The 19,258-nt window shown below is 63.3% G+C and carries 16 protein-coding genes; 6 read left to right on the forward strand and 10 right to left on the reverse strand.

What is annotated here, in order from left to right:
* Positions 1 to 163: 163 nt before the first annotated feature.
* The gene (locus EP867_RS03775) at positions 164 to 751 is read right to left on the reverse strand and encodes a hypothetical protein (RefSeq protein WP_128486873.1); all 588 of its coding nucleotides are present in this window, start codon (positions 749 to 751) and stop codon (positions 164 to 166) included.
* A gap of 185 nt (positions 752 to 936) precedes the next feature.
* Here EP867_RS03775 and EP867_RS03780 point away from each other — a divergent pair, with 185 nt between their 5' ends.
* The 3 genes from EP867_RS03780 to trpE all read left to right on the forward strand — a co-directional run bounded on the left by EP867_RS03780 (position 937) and on the right by trpE (position 5,585).
* Positions 937 to 2,124, forward strand: coding sequence for an aminotransferase (locus EP867_RS03780; protein WP_128486874.1), 1,188 nt, complete (start codon positions 937 to 939; stop codon positions 2,122 to 2,124).
* Positions 2,125 to 2,205: 81 nt separating this feature from the next.
* Positions 2,206 to 4,050 (forward strand): peptidylprolyl isomerase, encoded by a 1,845-nt coding sequence (locus EP867_RS03785; protein WP_128486875.1) that lies wholly within the window; start codon positions 2,206 to 2,208, stop codon positions 4,048 to 4,050.
* A 26-nt stretch (positions 4,051 to 4,076) separates the two neighbouring features.
* Complete coding sequence (gene trpE / locus EP867_RS03790; RefSeq protein WP_128486876.1) at positions 4,077 to 5,585, forward strand: anthranilate synthase component I; 1,509 nt, start codon at positions 4,077 to 4,079, stop codon at positions 5,583 to 5,585.
* Positions 5,586 to 5,697: 112 nt separating this feature from the next.
* On the opposite strand, the gene EP867_RS03795 is transcribed toward trpE, so the two are convergent.
* The 7 genes from EP867_RS03795 to secA form a co-directional block, all read right to left on the reverse strand.
* A complete protein-coding gene (locus EP867_RS03795) occupies positions 5,698 to 6,651 on the reverse strand; it encodes a 2-hydroxyacid dehydrogenase (RefSeq protein ID WP_128486993.1) in 954 nt (317 codons plus the stop codon).
* Between the two features lie 2 nt (positions 6,652 to 6,653).
* Positions 6,654 to 6,989, reverse strand: coding sequence for a tRNA-binding protein (locus EP867_RS03800; RefSeq protein WP_128486877.1), 336 nt, complete (start codon positions 6,987 to 6,989; stop codon positions 6,654 to 6,656).
* Positions 6,986 to 7,798: a pyrroline-5-carboxylate reductase gene (proC, locus tag EP867_RS03805; protein ID WP_128486878.1), complete on the reverse strand. Its 813-nt coding sequence runs from the start codon at positions 7,796 to 7,798 to the stop codon at positions 6,986 to 6,988. The genes EP867_RS03800 and proC overlap by 4 nt, the downstream gene beginning before the upstream one ends.
* A gap of 60 nt (positions 7,799 to 7,858) precedes the next feature.
* The gene (locus EP867_RS03810) at positions 7,859 to 8,362 is read right to left on the reverse strand and encodes a type III secretion system chaperone family protein (RefSeq protein ID WP_128486879.1); all 504 of its coding nucleotides are present in this window, start codon (positions 8,360 to 8,362) and stop codon (positions 7,859 to 7,861) included.
* A gap of 336 nt (positions 8,363 to 8,698) precedes the next feature.
* Entirely contained in the window at positions 8,699 to 10,150 is a 1,452-nt protein-coding gene (locus EP867_RS03815; protein WP_128486880.1) for an OmpA family protein, read from the reverse strand.
* 20 nt (positions 10,151 to 10,170) lie between these two features.
* A complete protein-coding gene (locus EP867_RS03820; RefSeq protein WP_128486881.1) occupies positions 10,171 to 11,100 on the reverse strand; it encodes a hypothetical protein in 930 nt (309 codons plus the stop codon).
* Positions 11,101 to 11,233: 133 nt separating this feature from the next.
* Positions 11,234 to 13,918: a preprotein translocase subunit SecA gene (gene secA / locus EP867_RS03825; RefSeq protein ID WP_128486882.1), complete on the reverse strand. Its 2,685-nt coding sequence runs from the start codon at positions 13,916 to 13,918 to the stop codon at positions 11,234 to 11,236.
* Between the two features lie 193 nt (positions 13,919 to 14,111).
* On the opposite strand from secA, the gene EP867_RS03830 reads away from it, so the two are divergent.
* The 3 genes from EP867_RS03830 (at position 14,112) to mutT (ending at position 16,818) form a co-directional block, all read left to right on the forward strand.
* Positions 14,112 to 14,948, forward strand: a complete 837-nt coding sequence (locus tag EP867_RS03830; protein WP_128486883.1) for a peptidylprolyl isomerase — start codon at positions 14,112 to 14,114, stop codon at positions 14,946 to 14,948.
* A gap of 7 nt (positions 14,949 to 14,955) precedes the next feature.
* Positions 14,956 to 16,332, forward strand: a complete 1,377-nt coding sequence (gene argJ, locus EP867_RS03835) for a bifunctional glutamate N-acetyltransferase/amino-acid acetyltransferase ArgJ (RefSeq protein ID WP_128486884.1) — start codon at positions 14,956 to 14,958, stop codon at positions 16,330 to 16,332.
* A gap of 87 nt (positions 16,333 to 16,419) precedes the next feature.
* On the forward strand, positions 16,420 to 16,818 hold the full coding sequence (mutT, locus tag EP867_RS03840; RefSeq protein WP_128486885.1) for an 8-oxo-dGTP diphosphatase MutT: 399 nt from the start codon (positions 16,420 to 16,422) through the stop codon (positions 16,816 to 16,818).
* A 116-nt stretch (positions 16,819 to 16,934) separates the two neighbouring features.
* Here mutT and EP867_RS03845 read toward each other — a convergent pair whose 3' ends face one another.
* The gene (locus EP867_RS03845; RefSeq protein ID WP_128486886.1) at positions 16,935 to 18,503 is read right to left on the reverse strand and encodes a 2-isopropylmalate synthase; all 1,569 of its coding nucleotides are present in this window, start codon (positions 18,501 to 18,503) and stop codon (positions 16,935 to 16,937) included.
* A 512-nt stretch (positions 18,504 to 19,015) separates the two neighbouring features.
* Entirely contained in the window at positions 19,016 to 19,222 is a 207-nt protein-coding gene (rpsU, locus tag EP867_RS03850) for a 30S ribosomal protein S21 (RefSeq protein WP_124964075.1), read from the reverse strand.
* Between the last annotated feature and the right edge of the window lie 36 nt (positions 19,223 to 19,258).

Genomic DNA, 19,258 nt, shown 5'->3' on the forward strand with positions numbered 1-19,258 from the left:
ATTGCGTTCGAACTTGGACTTCGCCATATCGCGGCCATCCCCATGCAAGGGGGCCGCCGCAAGAAACGGACGGCCCGATTCAATACCACGGCGCATTTATCCTTCACGCCCCGGTTTTTCAAGGCGCTATGACGAATTCTGCCGCGATTCAGCCGTGTTATGCTTATTGAGCCGCAGCGCCGGGGGCACGGACCAGCGGTTTTGCACGCGGATCGAAGAATTGCGGGTTTTTCCCGAGCCAGTCCTCAATCGCCAGGGCCGTGTTGAAGGCGAGATTCTCAAGCTGCTCCTCAGCCGATTTCGTCAGGCCCGAGCCGATGGCCGTGCCCGCTGAGAGCGTTTCAAAGACGGTCAGCTGTTCGGGCTTCTCATTGAGTTTTTTGCCGCCTTCGGTGTCCGACATCAGCGTCACGGAGACGATCATCACCGATTTGGGCGAGACCACCAGCGGCACACCGGGGGGGGCCAGGGCATAGCCGTCGACATTGATGCCAAGGTGGTAGAAAGCATTGCCGTCGAGACGGGAGAAACGGTCTTTCACCGCTTTGGTGACGGCGGTTTCCAGCTGCTCTTTGGTGGCATCGCGCGAGATCGGCGCTTTGGTTGCCGTGTCAGCCACCACCACGGCATGGCCGAGTTTGAAGTGCTGGGTGAGCATGGCCGGCGGCGGGGTCAGCCCGGTGCGGGTTTCGCAGGCCGAGAGGGCCAGGGCTGCGATCATCAGGGCGGCGGGCAGACGAAAACGGGTCATAGATCTCTCCGGCAGACAGCTTTGGATAGCGGATGGGCGCGCTTCGGGCAACGAAGTTGCGCAAAGGCCGGGCGAAATCCGCCTCCTGCCACAACCGCAGAGCCGCCGCGCGGTTCCGGGGACAGTTGGCCCTTGCGGCGGCCCGCAGAGGGAGGCAACCTTTCCGCGTTACAGGAGACTGCCCTATGATCCGCCCGCTTAATCCCGCCATGGCCACGACTTTTGCACCGCCGGTGATGGAGGCGCACCGCTGGCGCGCCTCGACGGCGCTGCCTGCGGGGCTGTCGCTGATCAATGTCTCGCAGGCCGCGCCGACGGAGGTGCCGCCGCTGCCGCTGCGGGAAGCCATTGCAGAGGCCGCACTTCATCAGCCGGCGGCGCATCTTTATGGCGCGGTGCTGGGGATGGATGAGCTGCGCGAGGAAATCGCGGCGCAGTGGTCGCGGGCCTATGCGGGCCGGGTGCGGGCCTCGCAGGTGGCCATCACCCAAGGGTGCAATCAGGCCTTCTGTGCCGTTCTGGCAACCCTTGCCGCGCCTGGCGATGAGATCATTCTGACGGTGCCATGGTATTTTAACCACAAAATGTGGCTTGATATGCAGGGTGTTAAGGCCGTTCCGCTGACGCCGGGCGCAGGGCTGATCCCTGAGGCAGAGGCAGCGGCGCGACTGATCACCGACCGCACAAAGGCGATTGTTCTGGTCTCGCCCAACAACCCGGGCGGCGCGGAATATCCGGCAGAGACCATGGCGGCCTTCCGCGATCTCTGCCGCGCCCGCGGCCTCGCGCTGATCGTTGATGAGACCTATCGTGATTTCGACAGCCGTGATGGCCGTGTGCATGATCTGTTCATGGACCCTGACTGGTCGGATGTGCTGGTGCAGCTTTACAGTTTCTCCAAGGCTTACCGGCTGACCGGCCACCGCGTCGGGGCCATTGTCGCCTCTGAAGCGCGTCTGGCAGAGGTGGAGAAATTCCTCGACACCGTGGCGATCTGCCCGGGCCAGCTCGGTCAGATCGCAGCGCTTTGGGGTATGCGGAATCTGGGCCGCTGGGTTGAGGGGGAGCGCCAGGAAATCCTGGCCCGCCGCCGTGCCGTTGAGGCCGCCATCGCCGATCTGCCGGGCTGGGAGCTGATGGGGGCGGGGGCGTTTTTCGCCTATGCGCGCCATCCTTTTGCGGGCAGCGGCCCGGAAGTGGCAAAGGCCATCCTTTCTGAACAGGGTGTTCTGATGCTGCCGGGCACGATGTTTATGCCCGAAGGCTCGGCCGGGGCGCATGGCCAGATGCGCATCGCTTTTGCAAACTGTGACGCCGATGGTCTGCGTGAAATGGCGGCGCGGCTTGACCGGCTGACGCTGCCCCGCCGCTGATCCGGGGGACTATGCTAAGGGATTGCTCCGGAGGGCAGCAACCCTTAGACAAACGGAAAGTTTTCACGACCGGAGGGGTTGATGGCGAAGGGTGGCAAGGCGGGACAGCTGTTCGTCTGGGTTCTGATGGCATTGCTCATCATCGGCCTCAGCGGGTTTGGCGTCAGCAATTTCGGCGGCAATGTGCGTAAGATCGGCTCGGTGTCGGGTGAGGATATCTCGACGACCGAGTATTTCCGCGCTCTGCGCACCGATCTGAATGCGCTTTCGGCGCAGGCCGGCAAACCGCTGAGCTTCAACGAAGCTGCGGCCTTTGGTCTTGATGGTGCGGTGCGCCAGCGTCTGGTGACCCAGGCGGTTCTGGATGCCGAGGCTAAGCGTATCGGTATTTCCACCGGCGATCAGCGTCTGGCGACCGAGATTCGCTCCAACCCTTCGTTCTCTGGGGCCAATGGTCAGTTTGACCGCGGGGCCTATAGCGGCATGCTGCGCGACAACGGCTGGACCGAGGCAGAGTTTGAGGCGCGGATGCGCCGCGATCTGGCGCGTGGTCTTTTGCAGACGGCGGTGGTTGCGGGGATGCCCGGCTCTGACGTCGCGGCGACGACCTTCCTTGATTATATCGAAGAGCGCCGCAGCTTTACCCTTGTGCGTCTGACCGCTGAAAACCTGCCGGAACCGGTGGCCGCGCCTGATGAGGCTGCTGTCAAAGCATGGTATGACGCAAATCCCGCAGATTTCACCCGGCCCGAGACCCGTCGCATCACCTATATCGCGCTGATGACCGATGATGTCGCCAAAACCACCGAGGTGGATGAGGCCGAACTGCGCAAGCTCTATGAGCAGCGTCTGTCGGATTACGTCCAGCCGGAGCGTCGTCTGGTTGAGCGGCTGATCTTCCCTGATCAGGCTGCCGCCGATGCCGCCAAAGCGCGCCTTGATGCCGGGACCGTCACCTTCGAGGAACTCGTCACAGAGCGCGGTCTGACCCTGAGCGATATCGATCTGGGCGATCTGAGCCGCGAAGATCTTGGCGAAGCCGCAGAGGGCGTCTTTGCTCTCGGCGCGCCCGGTGTGGCCGGTCCGCTGCCGACCCCGCTTGGCCCGGCCCTCTTTCGGATGAATGCGGTTTTTGCCGCCGAAGAAGTGACCTTTGAGCAGGCAAAAGCCGATCTGGTGTCGGAATTTGCACAGGATGCGGCCCGTCGCTCGATTGCGACCCGCGTCAATGACCTCGAAGACATCCTGGCCGGTGGGGCGACCCTTGAGGAAGCTGCCAAAGAGGCAGGCATGACCCTTGGCACCATTGAGCTGAATGCCGACAGCGATGAGGGCCTTGCGGCCTATCCGGCCTTCCGCACCAAAGCCCTGGCTGCAGGCGAGCGCGATTTTGCCCATGGCTTCCTTCTTGAGGATGGCAGCCTTGTGGCGCTGCGCCTGGACGGGATCGACGCTCCGGCGCTGCTGCCCTTTGAAGAGGTGCGTGAGCAGGCCAGAGCCGCAGCCTTTGAAGGGGCAGAGCGCGATGCTTTGAAAGCGCGTGCGGCTGAGGTGGAGAAGGCTCTGGCGGAGGGGGCGGATGCCGCCACGCTGGGGACGGTTGAAACCCATGCGGATATGCCGCGCGGCGGCCGCATCGATGCGGCTCCGGCCAGCCTGCTGGCGGATGTCTTTGCGCTGCAGGCAGAGGGCGATCTGACCACCGTCAGCGCGCCCGAGTTCACCGCCGTTCTGCGCCTCGACTCCATCCGTAAGGCCGATCCCGACAGCGAAGAGGCCCGTCTGCTGGTCTCGACCGTCTCGACGCAGCTTGGGCAGGACATGGGGCAGGATGCCTTTGCGCTGCTGGCTGCAGCACTGGAAACGGGGGCGGATATCTCCCTCGATCAGGCGGCGATTGAAGCCGTCCACGCGCAGATGCGCTGAGTACTGACTGAAGAAGGCTGACCGATATGACACTGGTTCCTGGTTTCGACGCTTTTGAGAAGGGCTGGAATGAGGGCAGGAACCAGGTCGTCTGGACCCGGCTTGCGGCGGATCTCGACACGCCGGTCTCGCTGATGCTGAAGCTGGCAGAGGCGCGCTCGGACACCTTCATGCTGGAATCGGTGACCGGCGGGGAAGTGCGGGGGCGCTATTCGGTGGTGGGCATGAAGCCCGATCTGATCTGGCAGTGCCACGGCGAGCAAAGCCGTATCAACCGTCAGGCCCGCTATGAGGCCAATGCCTTTGAGGATCTTGAGGGCCATCCCCTGGAGACCCTGCGCGCGCTGATCGCGGAATGCGCGATTGATATGCCGTCCGAGCTTCCGGCGATTGCGGCGGGGCTGTTTGGCTATCTGGGCTATGACATGATCCGCCTTGTCGAGCATCTGCCGAATGTGCCGGAGGATACCCTCGGTCTGCCCGATGCGGTGCTGATGCGTCCTTCGGTGATCGCGGTGCTGGACGGGGTGAAGGGTGAGGTGACGCTGGTCGCACCGGCCTGGGTGTCCTCGGGGCTTTCCGCCCGGGCGGCCTATGCCCAGGCGGCAGAGCGGGTGATGGATGCGCTGAAGGATCTCGACCGTGCGCCGGCGGCGCCGCGGGATCTGGGCGAGGTGGCCCAGGTGGGCGAGCTGCGCTCCAACTTCACGCCTGAGGGCTATAAGGCTGCGGTGCTGAAGGCCAAAGAGTATATCAAAGCGGGCGACATCTTCCAATGTGTGCCGAGCCAGCGCTGGTCGCTGGAGTTTCCGCTGCCGCCCTTCGCGCTTTACCGCTCGCTGCGCCGGACCAACCCTTCGCCTTTCATGTTCTTCTTTAATTTCGGCGGCTTCCAGGTTGTGGGGGCAAGCCCGGAGATCCTGGTGCGTCTGCGCGAAGGTGAAGTGACGATCCGTCCGATCGCAGGCACCCGCAAGCGCGGCGCGACTGAGGCCGAAGATAAGGCGCTTGAGGCCGATCTGCTGGCGGATCCGAAAGAGCTGGCCGAGCATCTGATGCTGCTCGATCTGGGGCGCAATGATGTGGGTCGGGTGGCGAAGATCGGCACCGTGCGGCCGACCGAGAAATTCATCATCGAGCGCTATTCCCACGTGATGCACATCGTCTCCAACGTCGTGGGCGAGATTGCTGAGGGCGAGGATGCGCTTTCCGCGCTGCTGGCGGGGCTTCCGGCGGGGACGGTCTCCGGTGCGCCGAAGGTGCGCGCCATGGAGATCATTGACGAGCTGGAGCCGGAAAAGCGCGGGGTGTATGGCGGCGGTGTGGGTTATTTCGCCGCCAATGGCGAGATGGACTTCTGCATCGCTTTGCGCACGGCGGTGGTCAAAGATGAGACCATGTATATTCAGGCCGGTGGCGGCGTGGTCTATGACAGCGATCCCGAAGCTGAGTTTGAGGAGACCGTGAACAAATCCGGCGCGCTGCGGCGTGCGGCGCAGGATGCGGGGCTCTTTGTGCGGCGTGGCAACCACTGAGGGCGGGGCCGCTCTGATCCTCTGAACGCCCGCTTGTGGCGGGGGGCAGAGAAGAATGAGTATTTAAGAAAAGCCAAAGAAAAGGGGCCGGGCGGGAGCCGGGCCCCTTTTTTCAGACCGGGGTTGAGAGGGGGCGGCCCGCCGAGAAATCGGCGATGTTTTGCAGCGCGAGGCGGCCCATTTCCTCCCGCACCTCCAGCACCGAGGTGCCGAGGTGGGGCAGCAGGACGACAGTGTCGAGGCTGCGCAGGGCGGCAGGGATCTGCGGTTCAAACTCATAGACGTCGAGACCGGCGCCCGCGATGGTTCTGCGGGTCAGGGCGTCAATGAGGGCGGTTTCATCGATGATATCGCCCCGTGCGATATTGATGAGGATGCCGTGGCGCGGCATGGCGGCGAGGGCGTCGGCGCCGATCAGGTGGTGGGTGGCCGGGGTGGCCGGGACTGCGATCACGGTGAAGTCGGAGGTCATCGCCTCTGTGAGCGTGGCGAGCTGGGTGGCGGGCAGGCCCGGATCTGCGACCGGGGAGCGGTTGAAGAAGCGCACCTGCATGCCGAAGCCGTAATGCGCGCGTTTTGCGATGGCTTTGCCGATGCGGCCCATGCCGATGATGCTGATGGTTTTGCCGCTGACCTGCCGGCCGAGCATCTGTGTGGGCTGCCATCCGGTCCAGCTGCCGGAGCGGGCGAGGCGTTCGCCCTCAGCTGCGCGGCGGGCGGTCATCAGGAGCAGGGTCATGGCGATATCTGCCGTGGCCTCAGTCACTGCGCCGGGGGTATTGGTGACGGCGATGCCTGCGGCTTTGGCGGTATCGGCGGCGATATGGTTATAGCCGACGCCGAAATTGGCAATCAGCCGGCAGCGCGGGGCGGGGCCTGCGGCGGCGATGGCGGAGGAGGTGAAGCGGTCGCCGAGGGTGCAGAGAATGACGTCGAAGCTCTGCAGAGCTTTTGTGACCTCAGCCTCGGTCAGAGGGGTGGTTTCATGCCGGAGAGTGATGTCGCCGAGGCTGCGGGCCTCTGCTTCGATGCTCTCGGGCATCTGGCGGGTGATGAGGATGTTCAGCATCAGAAGAGTTTTACTCCCTCGGGGACCGGTTGATCGGGGCCGAGCAGGACCACATTGCCGTCAGCATCGGGCAGGCCGAGGACCAGGACCTCGGAGAGGAATTTGCCGATCCGGCGCGGTGGAAAGTTGACGACGGCGATCACCTGGCGGCCGATCAGGCTTTCGGGGCTGTAATGCACCGTCAGCTGTGCGGAGGAGCGTTTGATGCCGATCTCGGGGCCGAAATCGATCTGAAGTTTGATCGCGGGTTTGCGGGCCTCAGGATAGGGCTCGGCCGCGATGATGCGGCCGGAGCGGGTGTCGACCTTCTCAAACTCCTCCCATGAGATGGTCATTTGCCAAGCGCCCTTCCGCGGTCGGCGGCGGCTTTGACGGCGCGTCTGAGAAGCGGCGGAAAGCCCGTTTCCGGCTCCATCAGCACCTCAAGCGCGGCGGCGGTGGTGCCGCCGGGGGAGGTGACATTGATGCGGAGCTGCGAGGCGCTTTCCGGGGCCTGGCGGGCCAGTTCGCCGGCGCCGATGATGGTGGCGCGGGCCAGTTGCATCGCCATCTCAGCGGGCAGGCCCTCAGCTTCGCCTGCGGCGGCGAGTGCCTCGATGAGGTGGAAAACATAGGCCGGGCCGGAGCCGGAGACGGCGGTCACGGCATCGATCTGGGCTTCGGTCTCAAGGCGGACCACCTGGCCCACGGCGCTGAGAAGGGCTTCCGCGGTGTTGACATGGGCGGCGGTGGCATGGGCATTGCCGATGATGGCGGTGATGCCACGGCCCACGGCGGCGGGGGTATTGGGCATCGAGCGCACGATGGGGGTGGCAGCGCCCAGCACAGCCTCATAGGCGGCGATGGTGGTGCCTGCGGCCACGGAGACAAAGAGCGTGCGTCCGCCGCCGTAGCTTTGAAGTTGCGGAAGTGCCGCGCCCATCATCTGCGGCTTGACGGCCACCAGGACCACGGCGGGATTGGCAGGCAGCGGCGCGTTGATCTGCACGCCCTGTGCCTTCAGCCAGTCGGAGGGATTGGGGTCCACGGCGTAAACCGCAGCAGGGCTGAGCCCCCCGGACAGCCAGCCCTGCAGCAGGGCTGAGCCCATTTTGCCCGCGCCAAGCAGCACAAGGCCGCGTTGCGAAATCTCTGAGAAATCCATCTCTTGCCCCTCTGGTCGCATGGGCTCAGCCTAAGCGCGCGACCGGGGAGGGGCAAGGGCTCAGGCGCGGCCCCAGGCGTCGGCCATGGCGATCTTGAGCGCGTCATCCGGCGACTGGCCGCCCCAGGAGACGAGCTGGAAGGCCGGGTAGAACCGCTCTGCTGCGCCCACCGCCGAGCGGATCATGCGGTCCAGCTGATCCATGCTGGCGCCGTGGCCGGGGCTGAGGATCAGGCCATAGCGCCAGACCATCATCTTCTGATCCGGCCACCAGTTGAACGAGCCCGTCCAGCAGTCATCGTTCACACGGTTGAGCATGTTGAGGAGTTCCGCCTCGCGGCCCTCGGGGGGCTCCATCTCAAAGGTGCACAGAAGCCGCAGGGTTTCATCGCGCTCTGACCAGGCAAGGGTCAGGGCGTAGCTGCGCCACTGGCCATCCACCGTCATGGCGATCTGATCATCCGTCACCCGGTCGAAATCCCAGGCGTGATGCGCGGCCAGCGACTCGACCATATCGATCGGGTGCAGGTCATCGTGGAATTCGAAGTCTTCGGCAATCGCCACGGGAGGTCCTTCCCCTGAAAAGAATCGCGCCGACCACCCATACTACCAGGCACTTGGACGCCGCGCTCCGCAATATCATGTGGGATATTACTAGATATGGTGGCAGCCTGGGGGAACCCTGTAAAGTAAAACATCGGGGGACAGTTTCCAGAATTCTGTGGACAAGACTTCGGATAACCCCGGGACTGAAAAAAAGCGGTCCCGAACCCCGAAAATCGCCCATTTTGGGGCGAATCCGAGGCCGGAGCCGCTTGTACCGCGTGTGGCGCGGGGCGCAGAGTCGAAGGTGAGAACTGTCCCCAGGAAAGTGATCCCCTGGGGAAAACGGGGATAACTTTACGGCGCGGGCAGCAGCCAGATCTCAACGCGCCGGTTCAGCCTCTGACCGTCCGGGCTGTCGTCGCAGGCGATGGGCAGGGCCTCGCCAAAGCCCGCCTCTGCCGTAGAGGGGCGGGGGCGGCCCGCCGGCAGGCCCGCCTCAAAGAGGCGGCGCTGTGCGGCGGCCATGGCGGCCGAGGCCCTGCGGTTGGCCGGGCCTTTGCCGGCGGAGGGGGTGAAGCCGGCAAAGAGCAGGCTGTGACCCTCGAAGGCGCCGGCGTCACTCAGGGCGATCAGCGCCTCAATGGCGGCGCGGCCCTCGGCGTCCGGGGCGCCGCTGCGGTCATAGCGGATGGTCAGGGGCAGGCGACGACCGGCTGCGAGCTGCGTCACGGCTTCCTGCAGATCGGCGAGGCTGACGTCGGGGTTGCGGGCAAGCAGCGCATTGCTGAGCCGGGTCCCCTGGGAGGTGAGCGGTGCGGCCATGGCGGGGGAAAGCGCCAGCGCCGCGCGGCTGGTGGCGAACTCCGCGAAGCGGCGGGCCTCTGCGGGCAGGCGGCGGCCGGAGCCCTGCCACAGGAGCGTGACGGCCAGCGGGTGCTCTCCGGCGGCAAGGGCGAAGGGCGAGGCATCGCGGATCAGGCCGCAGCTGTCGGCCAGGCTGCGCTCCATCAGCCCCTCGGGCAGCGGGGCGGGCAGGAGGGCCAGGCCCCAGGGGTCACGCTTCAGCGCTTCAACCAGGGCGCGGCTGTCCCCTGCGGCGACCGGGGCAAAGCGGGTCGGGCCGAAGCGGTCGATTGCAGCGAGATCGATGAGGCGGCCTGCGCTGTGCCAGACCAGCGGGCGATCCGTGCCCGTCAGGCCTTTCCAGCCGGTCCCGGTGCTGCGGGCCTCGCGCAGGGCGCGGCGGCTCAGCACGCCCTGAGGCGCATCCGGGGCTGAGGCCAGGACCAGGGGCAGCCGCGCCACCGGGCGCCCCGGGCCGCGTCCGCCATCTGCCGGAGGCAGCACCAGGGCCGCATCGGCATCGCCCGCAGCGAGAGCAGCACTGACATCCCCCATGGGCTCCAGGCGGCGCAGATGCAGGCGGGGTGTTCCCTCCGGCGTGCTGAGGCTGTGACGCCTCTCTGTCGAGGTGAGGGTCAGCCCCTCCTGTTCCGCCCAGGCGGTGAGCAGGGGGAGCAGCACGTGATCTGCAGTGGCGTCATCCGCCATCAGGCGCAGTTCAGGCGCAAAGCTCTGCAGCTCAGGGCAGCCCGGCCCCTCACACTCCACGGCAGAGGCCTCCAGCGTCAGACGGCCCCAGCGGCTGTCGAGGCGATAGGTCTCGCCGTCGAATGACACCAGCGTGCCCGAGACTTCCATCGCCCCTGAACGCGCCCGCAGGGTCACGTCATCAGCAAGGGCAGGCCCGGGACAGGATACGAAAAACGCGGCGGAAATTACCGCCGCGCGAAACAGAGAAGTCATAAGATATCCAGCACGCCGGGTCAGTTCGCGGCAAGTTTCTCCGGGCTGACCGGATTTGGCAAGACCAGGAATTCCCCGGTCGCCGTGCAGTCGGGCATCGAGATCGACAACTCGCGCACCAGAAGCCTGCCGCCCGAGAGGTGCAGCGTTTCTGCGGGCATCTCGCGGCCGCAGCTCTGCGCGGTGACGGCCGCCTCGAGCGAAAATCCGATCGGGCTGTCAGCGGCGGTCTGGCCTTTCGGCCAGGTATAGACCTCGGCCATCAGCGCGCGCTCGGCAGCGGGATTTCCGATCACAGAAAGGAAATGCCCCTCTGCGGATGGGCGGCCCGGATTGGCTGCCGAGAGATGCCCGGGGCTGTCGTACTCCGCCCCCGGCGTCAGCGCATGCAGCGAGAAGGCATCGCCCTCCATCCACTGCACGGCGAAACGCTCAAAGTCTTCAAGGCCCTCGATCTCAACCGTTTGCGAAACGGAGGTGCCGTCAGCGAACTCCATCCGAACCTCCGCGGGGCTGACAAGGGCGGGAAGCGAGGCAATCAGTGTCCCGGCCGGAGAGGTCTGACCGGTGATGACCAGCCCGCCGTGACGGATCACAACCCGTTCATCCGGGCGGCAGGGGGCCAGGAGCCCCAGATCGAGCATGGCGCCCGCCTGGGGGATGAGGGCCATATCCGCGTGGCACTCAGAGAGGCCGGCCGCCTCTGCGGTGCCTGGCGCGGCGGGTGTGCTGACAACCGGGGCCGGGGTAATGACCGGGGCCTCAGCCACAGAGGCCGCGGGTTTCGCAGGGGCGGGCGTGGCGGGGGGCTCGGTGGCGGGGGCCGCCGCGACGGCCATCTGAACCGGAGCGGCAGGTGCCGGTTTGCCCCCTGACATCTGCAGCGCGACGACGGAGACCGCCGATACGGCGACAATGGCCCCCAGGCGGATCATCTGTTGCTTCGTCATGGCCCGTGCCCTCCCGGCTTCCTTTCCAATCCTTAAGCCTTCTCGGCCGCGAAAGCGGCAAGACAATGGCGGGCCGGGGGAAAGATTCCGCCCGGCCCGCCTGAAAGCTTAATCCTGCAGCCCCGGGGGCGCCTCAGTCGAGGCGGCCGTGGCAGTGCTTGAACTTCTCGCCCGACCCGCAGGGGCAGGGATCATTGCGGCTCGGGTTGCCCCAGGTCGCGGGATCCGCCTCATCAAAGCCCGGAAGCGCGGCAGGGGCCTCAGGCTCGGCAGCCGGGGCCATAAGGCCCTGCTGCTGCGCCAGCATCTGACGCATCATCTGCTCACGCTCTTCATCCGAGAGCGGGCGGATGCGCGAGAGGTGCTGAGTGACATCCCCGCGCAGCGCTTCGAGCATCGATTCGAACAGCGCAAAGGCTTCGGTCTTATATTCGTTCAGCGGATCGCGCTGCGCATAGCCGCGGAAGTGAATGACCGAGCGCAGATGATCGAGACGCAGGATATGCTCGCGCCACTTTGCATCAATCGCCTGCAGCAGAACCTGCTTCTGGATATCGCGCATGGTCGCTTCGCCAAAGGCTGCGGCTTTTTCAGCCATCATCGCCTCTGCCGTTTCAATCAGGCGGTCCGTCATGGCCTGCTGATCGACGCCATCTTCTTTCGCCCAGTCAGAGACCGGCAGATCCATCGTCAGCTTTTCGCGCAGCGCCTCTGCCAGACCTTCGGTGTTCCACTGATCGGGGAAAGACTTCGGCGGCATATACTGATCGACCAGGTCTTCGATGACCTGAATGCGCATATCCTCGACAATCTCGCTCAGATCTTCGGCCTGCATGATGTCGAGACGCTGGCTGAAGATCGCCTTACGCTGATCGTTCATCACATCGTCATATTTCAGCAGCTGCTTACGAATGTCGAAGTTGCGGGCCTCAACCTTGGCCTGGGCCTTTTCGAGCGATTTGTTGACCCAGGGGTGAACGATCGCCTCGCCCTCTTTCATGCCCAGCGTCGAGAGCATCTTATCAAGACGCTCTGAGCCGAAGATCCGCATCAGGTCGTCGTCGAGCGACAGATAGAAGGCCGAACGGCCCGGGTCGCCCTGACGACCCGAGCGGCCGCGCAGCTGGTTGTCGATGCGGCGCGATTCGTGCCGCTCGGTCGCCAGAACGAAAAGACCGCCAGCGGCCTTCACCTCGGCCTCAGCGGCCTCATGTTCGGCTTCAATCTGTGCGCGAATCACGTCAGGGTCGGCTTCAGGGTTGGCCGCAATCGCTTCCATCACCTTAAACTCGACATTGCCGCCGAGCTTAATATCCGTGCCGCGACCGGCCATATTGGTGGCGATGGTCACCGCACCCAGCTTGCCGGCATCGGCGACGATCTGGGCTTCCTGCTCGTGCTGGCGCGCGTTCAGAACGTTATGCGGGACTTTTGCAGCCGTGAGCATCTGAGACAGCATCTCAGATTTCTCGATCGAGGTGGTGCCGACCAGAATGGGCTGACCGGTCTTATGGACCTTTTTGATTTCCTCGACGATGGCTTTGTATTTCTCGCCGGCGGTGCGGTAGACGGCATCATGCTCGTCTTTGCGCTGCACGGGACGGTTGGTGGGCACTTCGACCACGCCGAGCTTATAGATCTCGGCGAATTCTTCCGCCTCGGTCGCCGCCGTGCCGGTCATGCCCGCCAGTTTATCGTAAAGGCGGAAGTAGTTCTGGAAGGTCACCGAAGCGAGGGTGGTGTTCTCCGGCTGGATCTGCACGCCCTCTTTCGCCTCGATGGCCTGGTGCAGACCCTCTGAGAGGCGGCGGCCCTTCATCATCCGGCCGGTGAATTCGTCAATCAGCATGACCTCACCGTCGCGGACGATGTAATGCTGATCTTTCAGGTAAAGCTTATGGGCCCGCAGCGCCTGGGTCATATGGTGAACCAGCGAGGTGCTTTCGGGATCGTAAAGCGACTGGCCTTCCGGCAGCAGACCGACTTCGCTCAGCTTTTGCTCGATGAATTCGTTGCCCTCTTCGGTCCAGGTGACCGAGCGCTGTTTTTCATCAAGTTTGTAATGCTCTTCCGAGACCAGCGGGATCAGAACATCCACGGCCTTGTAAAGATCTGAACGATCCTGGGAGGGTCCCGAGATGATCAGCGGCGTGCGTGCCTCATCGATCAGGATCGAATCGACCTCGTCCACAATCGCAAAGAAGTGACCACGCTGGGCCATCTCTTCCACGCGGCCCTTCATATTATCGCGCAGATAATCGAAGCCGAGTTCGTTGTTGGTGGCATAGGTGATATCGCAGGCATAGGCCGCGCGCTTCTCATCCTCGGGCTGCCAGGGCACGACCACACCGGTCGTCAGACCAAGCGCGCCATAAACCTTGCTCATCCATTCTGCGTCACGCTTTGCCAGATAATCGTTGACCGTGACGACGTGAACGCCCTTGCCCGCAAGCGCGTTCAGATAGGCCGGGAAGGTCGCAACAAGGGTCTTGCCCTCGCCGGTCTTCATCTCAGCGATATTGCCCTTATGCAGGAAAATGCCGCCCATCAGCTGAGTGTCAAAGGCGCGCAGACCAATGGCCCGGCGTGCGCCTTCACGGCAGTTTGCAAAGGCTTCCGGCAGAATTTCATCCAGCGTGGCACCCTTGGCCACACGCGCCTTCAATTCTTCGGTTCTGTCGATCAGGCCCTGATCGGACAACGCCTTAAACTCGGGCTCAAGCGCGTTGATCTGTGCGACCAGCGGGCGAATTGACTTCACCAGGCGGTCATTCGGCGAGCCGAATATTTTTCGCGCCAGTGCTCCGAATCCCAGCATATTATCTCGTCTCCTCTGAACGGCTGAGCCGTTCGTGATGCGTCCGCCTCTTTGCCGGACTTGCTCCGCTTCCCGCCCTTGCCTAGAAGAAGCACAAAGGGCACGCGGTCCGGCATTGCGACCTTCGCGATGTAAGTGGCCGTCTGCAAGGTGTCAACGCCGCCGACCTGTGCGGTTTGGGGAGAAAAGACCGATGAAAATGCGCGCATGCGGCTTCGCACTGGCACTTCTGGGGGCCACAGCCGCCCTTCCGGCTCTGGCGCAGGACGCCTCGACCGTGGTTGCCACCGTCAACGGCAAAGAGATTACGCTGGGTCACCTCTCGGTGCTTCGCGACCAGCTGTCCGAGCAGTATCGCCAGCTGCCCGATGATGTTCTGTTCAAAGGCCTTCTCGATCAGGTGATTCAGCAGACCGCGCTCGCAACCGAGGGTGAAAGCCTCGTGGCCAAACGCGATGAACTGACCCTTGAGAATGATCGCCGCGCCTATATGGCGGGCCTCGCGCTGCAAACCGCGGTCAAAGCAGCCGTGACCGATGAGGCGCTGCAGAAGGCCTGGGATGCGCGCTACAAAGATGCAGCGCCCGCAACCGAATATAACGCGTCACATATTCTTGTGGCCGAAGAAGAAGAGGCGAAAAAGCTGAAGGCTGAAATCGACAATGGTGCCGATTTCGCAGAGCTTGCCCGCGCCCATTCGACCGACGGTTCTGCCCAGGGCGGCGGCTCGCTGGGCTGGTTCGGCCTTGGGATGATGGTAAAGCCCTTTGAAGAGGCTGTCGTCGCGCTGAAAGCCGGTGAGGTTTCGGCCCCGGCTCAGACCCAGTTCGGCTGGCATATCGTCAAACTCAACGAGACCCGTCAGGCTGAGACGCCGAAGCTCGAAGACGTGAAGGCTGAGCTCACCATGGAGCTGGAGCAGACCGCGGTCGAAGAGAAAATCAAAGCGGCCGAAGCGGCTGCAAAGATTGAGCGCAAAGCCGATGGGATCGATCCGGCGATCCTGAAATCTGACCTCTTTAAGAACTGAGGGCGCCATGGCCGGCAAAGATTGGAAACTGCGGGCGAAGGCTCTGAAGAAAAAAGTTAAAAAGCTCAAGGCGCAGCTCGGGGCGACACCCCCGGCCGCAGCGCCTGAGCCGCCCGCGCCCGCCCCGGCGCCGGCTGCGAAAAAGGCCCATCCGGTTTCGCCGCTCGCGCCCGCAGCTTTCCCGGATCTCCCCGAGATCGCCGGTGTGGAATTCGCCTCTGCGGCTGCGGGCGTGCGCTATAAAGGCCGCACCGATGTCATGCTGGCGCGACTTGCCCCTGGCACGGCGATCGCAGGCGCCTTCACCCGCTCGTCAACCCGCGCGGCCTGCGTCCTTGACGCTCAGGCCAAACTCTCGGGGAAACAAAGCACCGAGGGGGCTGCGATCCTCGTGAACTCCGGCAATGCCAACGCCTTCACCGGCGCTGCAGGCCAGGCTTCCGTCGATGCGATCACCAAAGCTGTCGGCGAAAAGCTGGGCCTTCCGGCAAGCCGCGTCTTCACCTCTTCGACCGGGGTCATCGGTGAGCCGCTGCCCCATGAAAAGATTGTCGAAGCACTCGACGGTCTCAGCGCCTCACTGGATGCCAAAGGCATCTCGGCTGCGGCCCGCGCCATTATGACCACCGATACCTTCCCGAAAGGGGCATCGGCCGTCATCGCAGGCGAGGGTGGTGAGATCCGGATCTCCGGCATTGCCAAAGGTTCGGGCATGATCGCCCCGGATATGGCCACCATGCTGGTCTATATTTTCACCGACGCAAAAATCTCGCCCGCGATGCTGCAGAAGATGCTCAGCCGCCAGGTGGATGAGACTTTCAACTGTATCACCGTCGACAGCGATACCTCGACCTCTGATGCCTTGATCCTTGCGGCGACCGGTCAGTCCCCGGCCGCGCCGATTACGGATCTGCGCTCGAAAGTCGCGAAAGATTTTGATGCCGCATTGAAAACCGTCATGCTCGACCTGGCCAAGCAGGTTGTGCGCGACGGCGAGGGCGCTTCAAAATTCATCGAGGTCCGGGTGACGGGCGCTGCGGATGCGCAGGATGCCCATCGCGTTGCCATGGCCATCGCGAATTCGCCCCTCGTGAAAACCGCGATTGCAGGCGAAGATGCGAACTGGGGCCGGGTGGTAATGGCGGTTGGCAAATCCGGGGCCAGGGCCGAGCGGGATCTTCTCTCGATCCGCTTCGGCGATATCCTCGTGGCAGAAAAGGGCTGGCGAAACCCGGATTATTCCGAGGCAGAAACGTCAGCCTATATGAAGAAAGATGAGCTGGTGCTCAGCGTCGATCTCGGGCTTGGCAGCGCGTCCCGTACGGTCTGGACCTGCGATCTGACCCATGGCTACATCGATATCAACGCGGATTATCGCTCCTGAGCCGTCAGGTCGGCTTTGGGTTTTTGAAAATACTCCGGGGGTCCGGGGGCAGCGCCCCCGGCCTTTCCGTATGAAAGGCCCCGCGTCATGAAAATCGTTCTCGTCTCTGCCGTCGCTCTGGTCGACGCTGACGGCCGTGTCCTGCTGGCGCAGCGTCCGGAAGGAAAATCTCTTGCAGGTCTTTGGGAATTTCCCGGCGGGAAAGTCGAAGCCGGTGAGACACCGGAAGCCGCTTTGATCCGCGAACTGAAAGAAGAGTTGGGCATCGACACCTGGTCATCCTGCCTTGCGCCGCTGACCTTTGCTTCGCATGCCTATGAAAATTTTCACCTGCTGATGCCGCTTTTTGTGTGCCGGCGCTGGCAGGGGACGCCGCAGCCTCGCGAGGGGCAGGTCTTAAAGTGGGTCGCTCCGACGGCGCTGAAGGAATATCCCATGCCGCCGGCGGATATTCCGCTGATCCCCATTCTGCGCGATTGGCTTTGAGCGGAGAGGCCGGGGAGGGCTGTCTGCCCTCCCCGGACTCCACCCGAGAGTATTTCAGAAAAGCCAAAACAGAAGCCGCGCCTGAGCCGGGCGCGGCTTTCCTGTTGAAAGGGTCGTCAGACCTTGTCGTGATAGGCGATGATCTTCACGTCTTCGCCGGGCGTGCCTTTCGCGCGGCGCGTTGCGAGGCGGTTCAGCGCGTTCAGATAGGCTTTGGCAGAGGCCACAATGGTGTCGGTATCTGAGCCATGGCCCATTGAGATGAAGCCATCCTCTTCGAGGCGTACCGAGACAGTCGCCTGAGCGTCGGTCCCCTCAGTGACGGCGCCGACCTGATAGAGTTGCAGATTGGCCTTATGCGGCCAGAGCGCTTTGATGGCATTGAAGGTGGCATCGACGGAGCCGTCGCCGGTCGCATCGGTGCTTTTTTCAACACCTTCGATCACCAGGGTAATCTCAGCCTCCTGCGGGCCCTCGGTGCCGGAGATGACGCGCAGACGCTTCAGCTTCAGCGTGTCGCTTTCGGTATTGGCGGCCTGATCGGCGACCAGGGCGACCAGATCGTCGTCATAGACCTCTTTTTTACGGTCGGCCAGGGCCTTGAAGCGCACGAAGACATCGTTGAGCTGGTTGTCGGCCAGATCAAAGCCCAGCTCTTTCATCTTCGAGCGCAGAGCGGCGCGGCCCGAATGCTTGCCCATCGCAATGTTCTTCGCGTTCAGGCCGATGTCTTCGGGCTTCATGATCTCGAAGGTTTCGACGTTTTTCAGAACGCCGTCCTGGTGGATACCGGATTCGTGCAGGAAGGCGTTTTTACCGACCACTGCTTTGTTGAACTGGACCGGGAAGCCCGAAACGGCCGAGACACGGCGGCTCAGGTTCATGATTTTAGTGGTATCGATGCCGGTGCGGTAGGGCAGGATGTCGTTGCGCACGCGCAGCGCCATGACGACTTCTTCCAGCGCCGTATTGCCGGCACGTTCGCCGAGGCCGTTGATCGTGCATTCGATCTGGCGTGCCCCGGCCTCAACGGCGGCCAGCGAATTGGCGGTCGCCATGCCGAGGTCGTTGTGGCAGTGGGTGGCGAAAATCACCTCATCGGCACCCGGAACTTTCTCCAGCAGCATGCGGATGATCTCTGCCGATTCGAAGGGGTAGGTATACCCGACGGTATCGGGGATATTGATGGTGGTGGCACCGGCTTTGATGGCGATCTCTACCACGCGGCAGAGATAATCGCGCTCGGTGCGGGTCGCATCCATGGCTGACCACTGCACGTCCTCGCAGAGGTTGCGGGCGTGGGTGACCGTCTGGTGGATGAGTTCCGCCATCTGGTCCATGGACAGATTGGGGATGGCGCGGTGCAGCGGCGAGGTGCCGATGAAGGTGTGGATGCGCGGCTTGCCGGCGTGGCGCACAGCTTCCCAGCAGCGATCAATGTCTTTGATATTGGCGCGCGAGAGGCCGCAGATTGTCGAATTTTTGCTGCGTTTTGCGATTTCGGCAACGGCGGCGAAATCGCCTTCCGAGGCAATCGGGAAGCCGGCTTCGATGACATCTACGCCCATTTCGTCGAGCAGGCCGGCGATTTCCAGCTTCTCTTCGTGGGTCATGGTGGCGCCGGGCGATTGCTCGCCGTCACGCAGGGTGGTGTCGAAAATGATTACGCGGGGCTGATCGGTCATTGCCTGAACTCCTTCGGGTTTTGCTGCTGTCTTCGGGCGCTGGTCACCTCTGAGCGGTCGCGCCCGTGGGCACGCTCAGAGGAGCGTAAGAAGAAGCAGACCCCGGGAGAGGCTTTGCGCGGCGAAAGTGCCGGTATGCGCGATATGTTGGTCCCGTGTCATGGTCGCAACTATACTCAGGCTGTCGCAGTTGAAAAGACCGAATGTTATATTTTGACCGGCAAAGTTTTTCAGATCTTCGGCTCTGATGTGTGGCTTATGAGACGTCGCGGGGTTGTGCTGTCTGTGGATGATCTTAACCGGGCGGGTTTTTGCGACGAGGGACGTGTCAGCGGTGGGGGGATGGTCCGCCTCAGAGGGGAGTGATTTCGATACAGGAGGCGCTGCGCCGGAAAGGGGGCGGGGTTTGTGCAGCCGGGGTGCGTTTGAGGCCTGGTCAATGAAAAACCCCCGAAGGCCAGGCCCTGGGGGTTCACCATCGGTGACCGAGGTCACCCAGAGTTCGAAATCGCTCAGAGAGCGCCTTCGCGCTGCGCCTTCTTGCGCGCGAGTTTACGCGCACGGCGGATCGCTTCGGCTTGCTCACGGGCTTTTTTGACGGACGGTTTCTCGAAATGCTGCTTGAGCTTCATTTCGCGGAAGACGCCTTCGCGCTGGAGCTTTTTCTTCAGAGCCCGGAGGGCCTGATCGACGTTGTTGTCGCGAACGCTGACCTGCATGTGGTTTTCACCACCTTTCTAGGTTTGAGTTGCACT

It is taken from the genome of Falsigemmobacter intermedius, from assembly GCF_004054105.1.
GTDB lineage: Bacteria > Pseudomonadota > Alphaproteobacteria > Rhodobacterales > Rhodobacteraceae > Wagnerdoeblera > Wagnerdoeblera intermedia.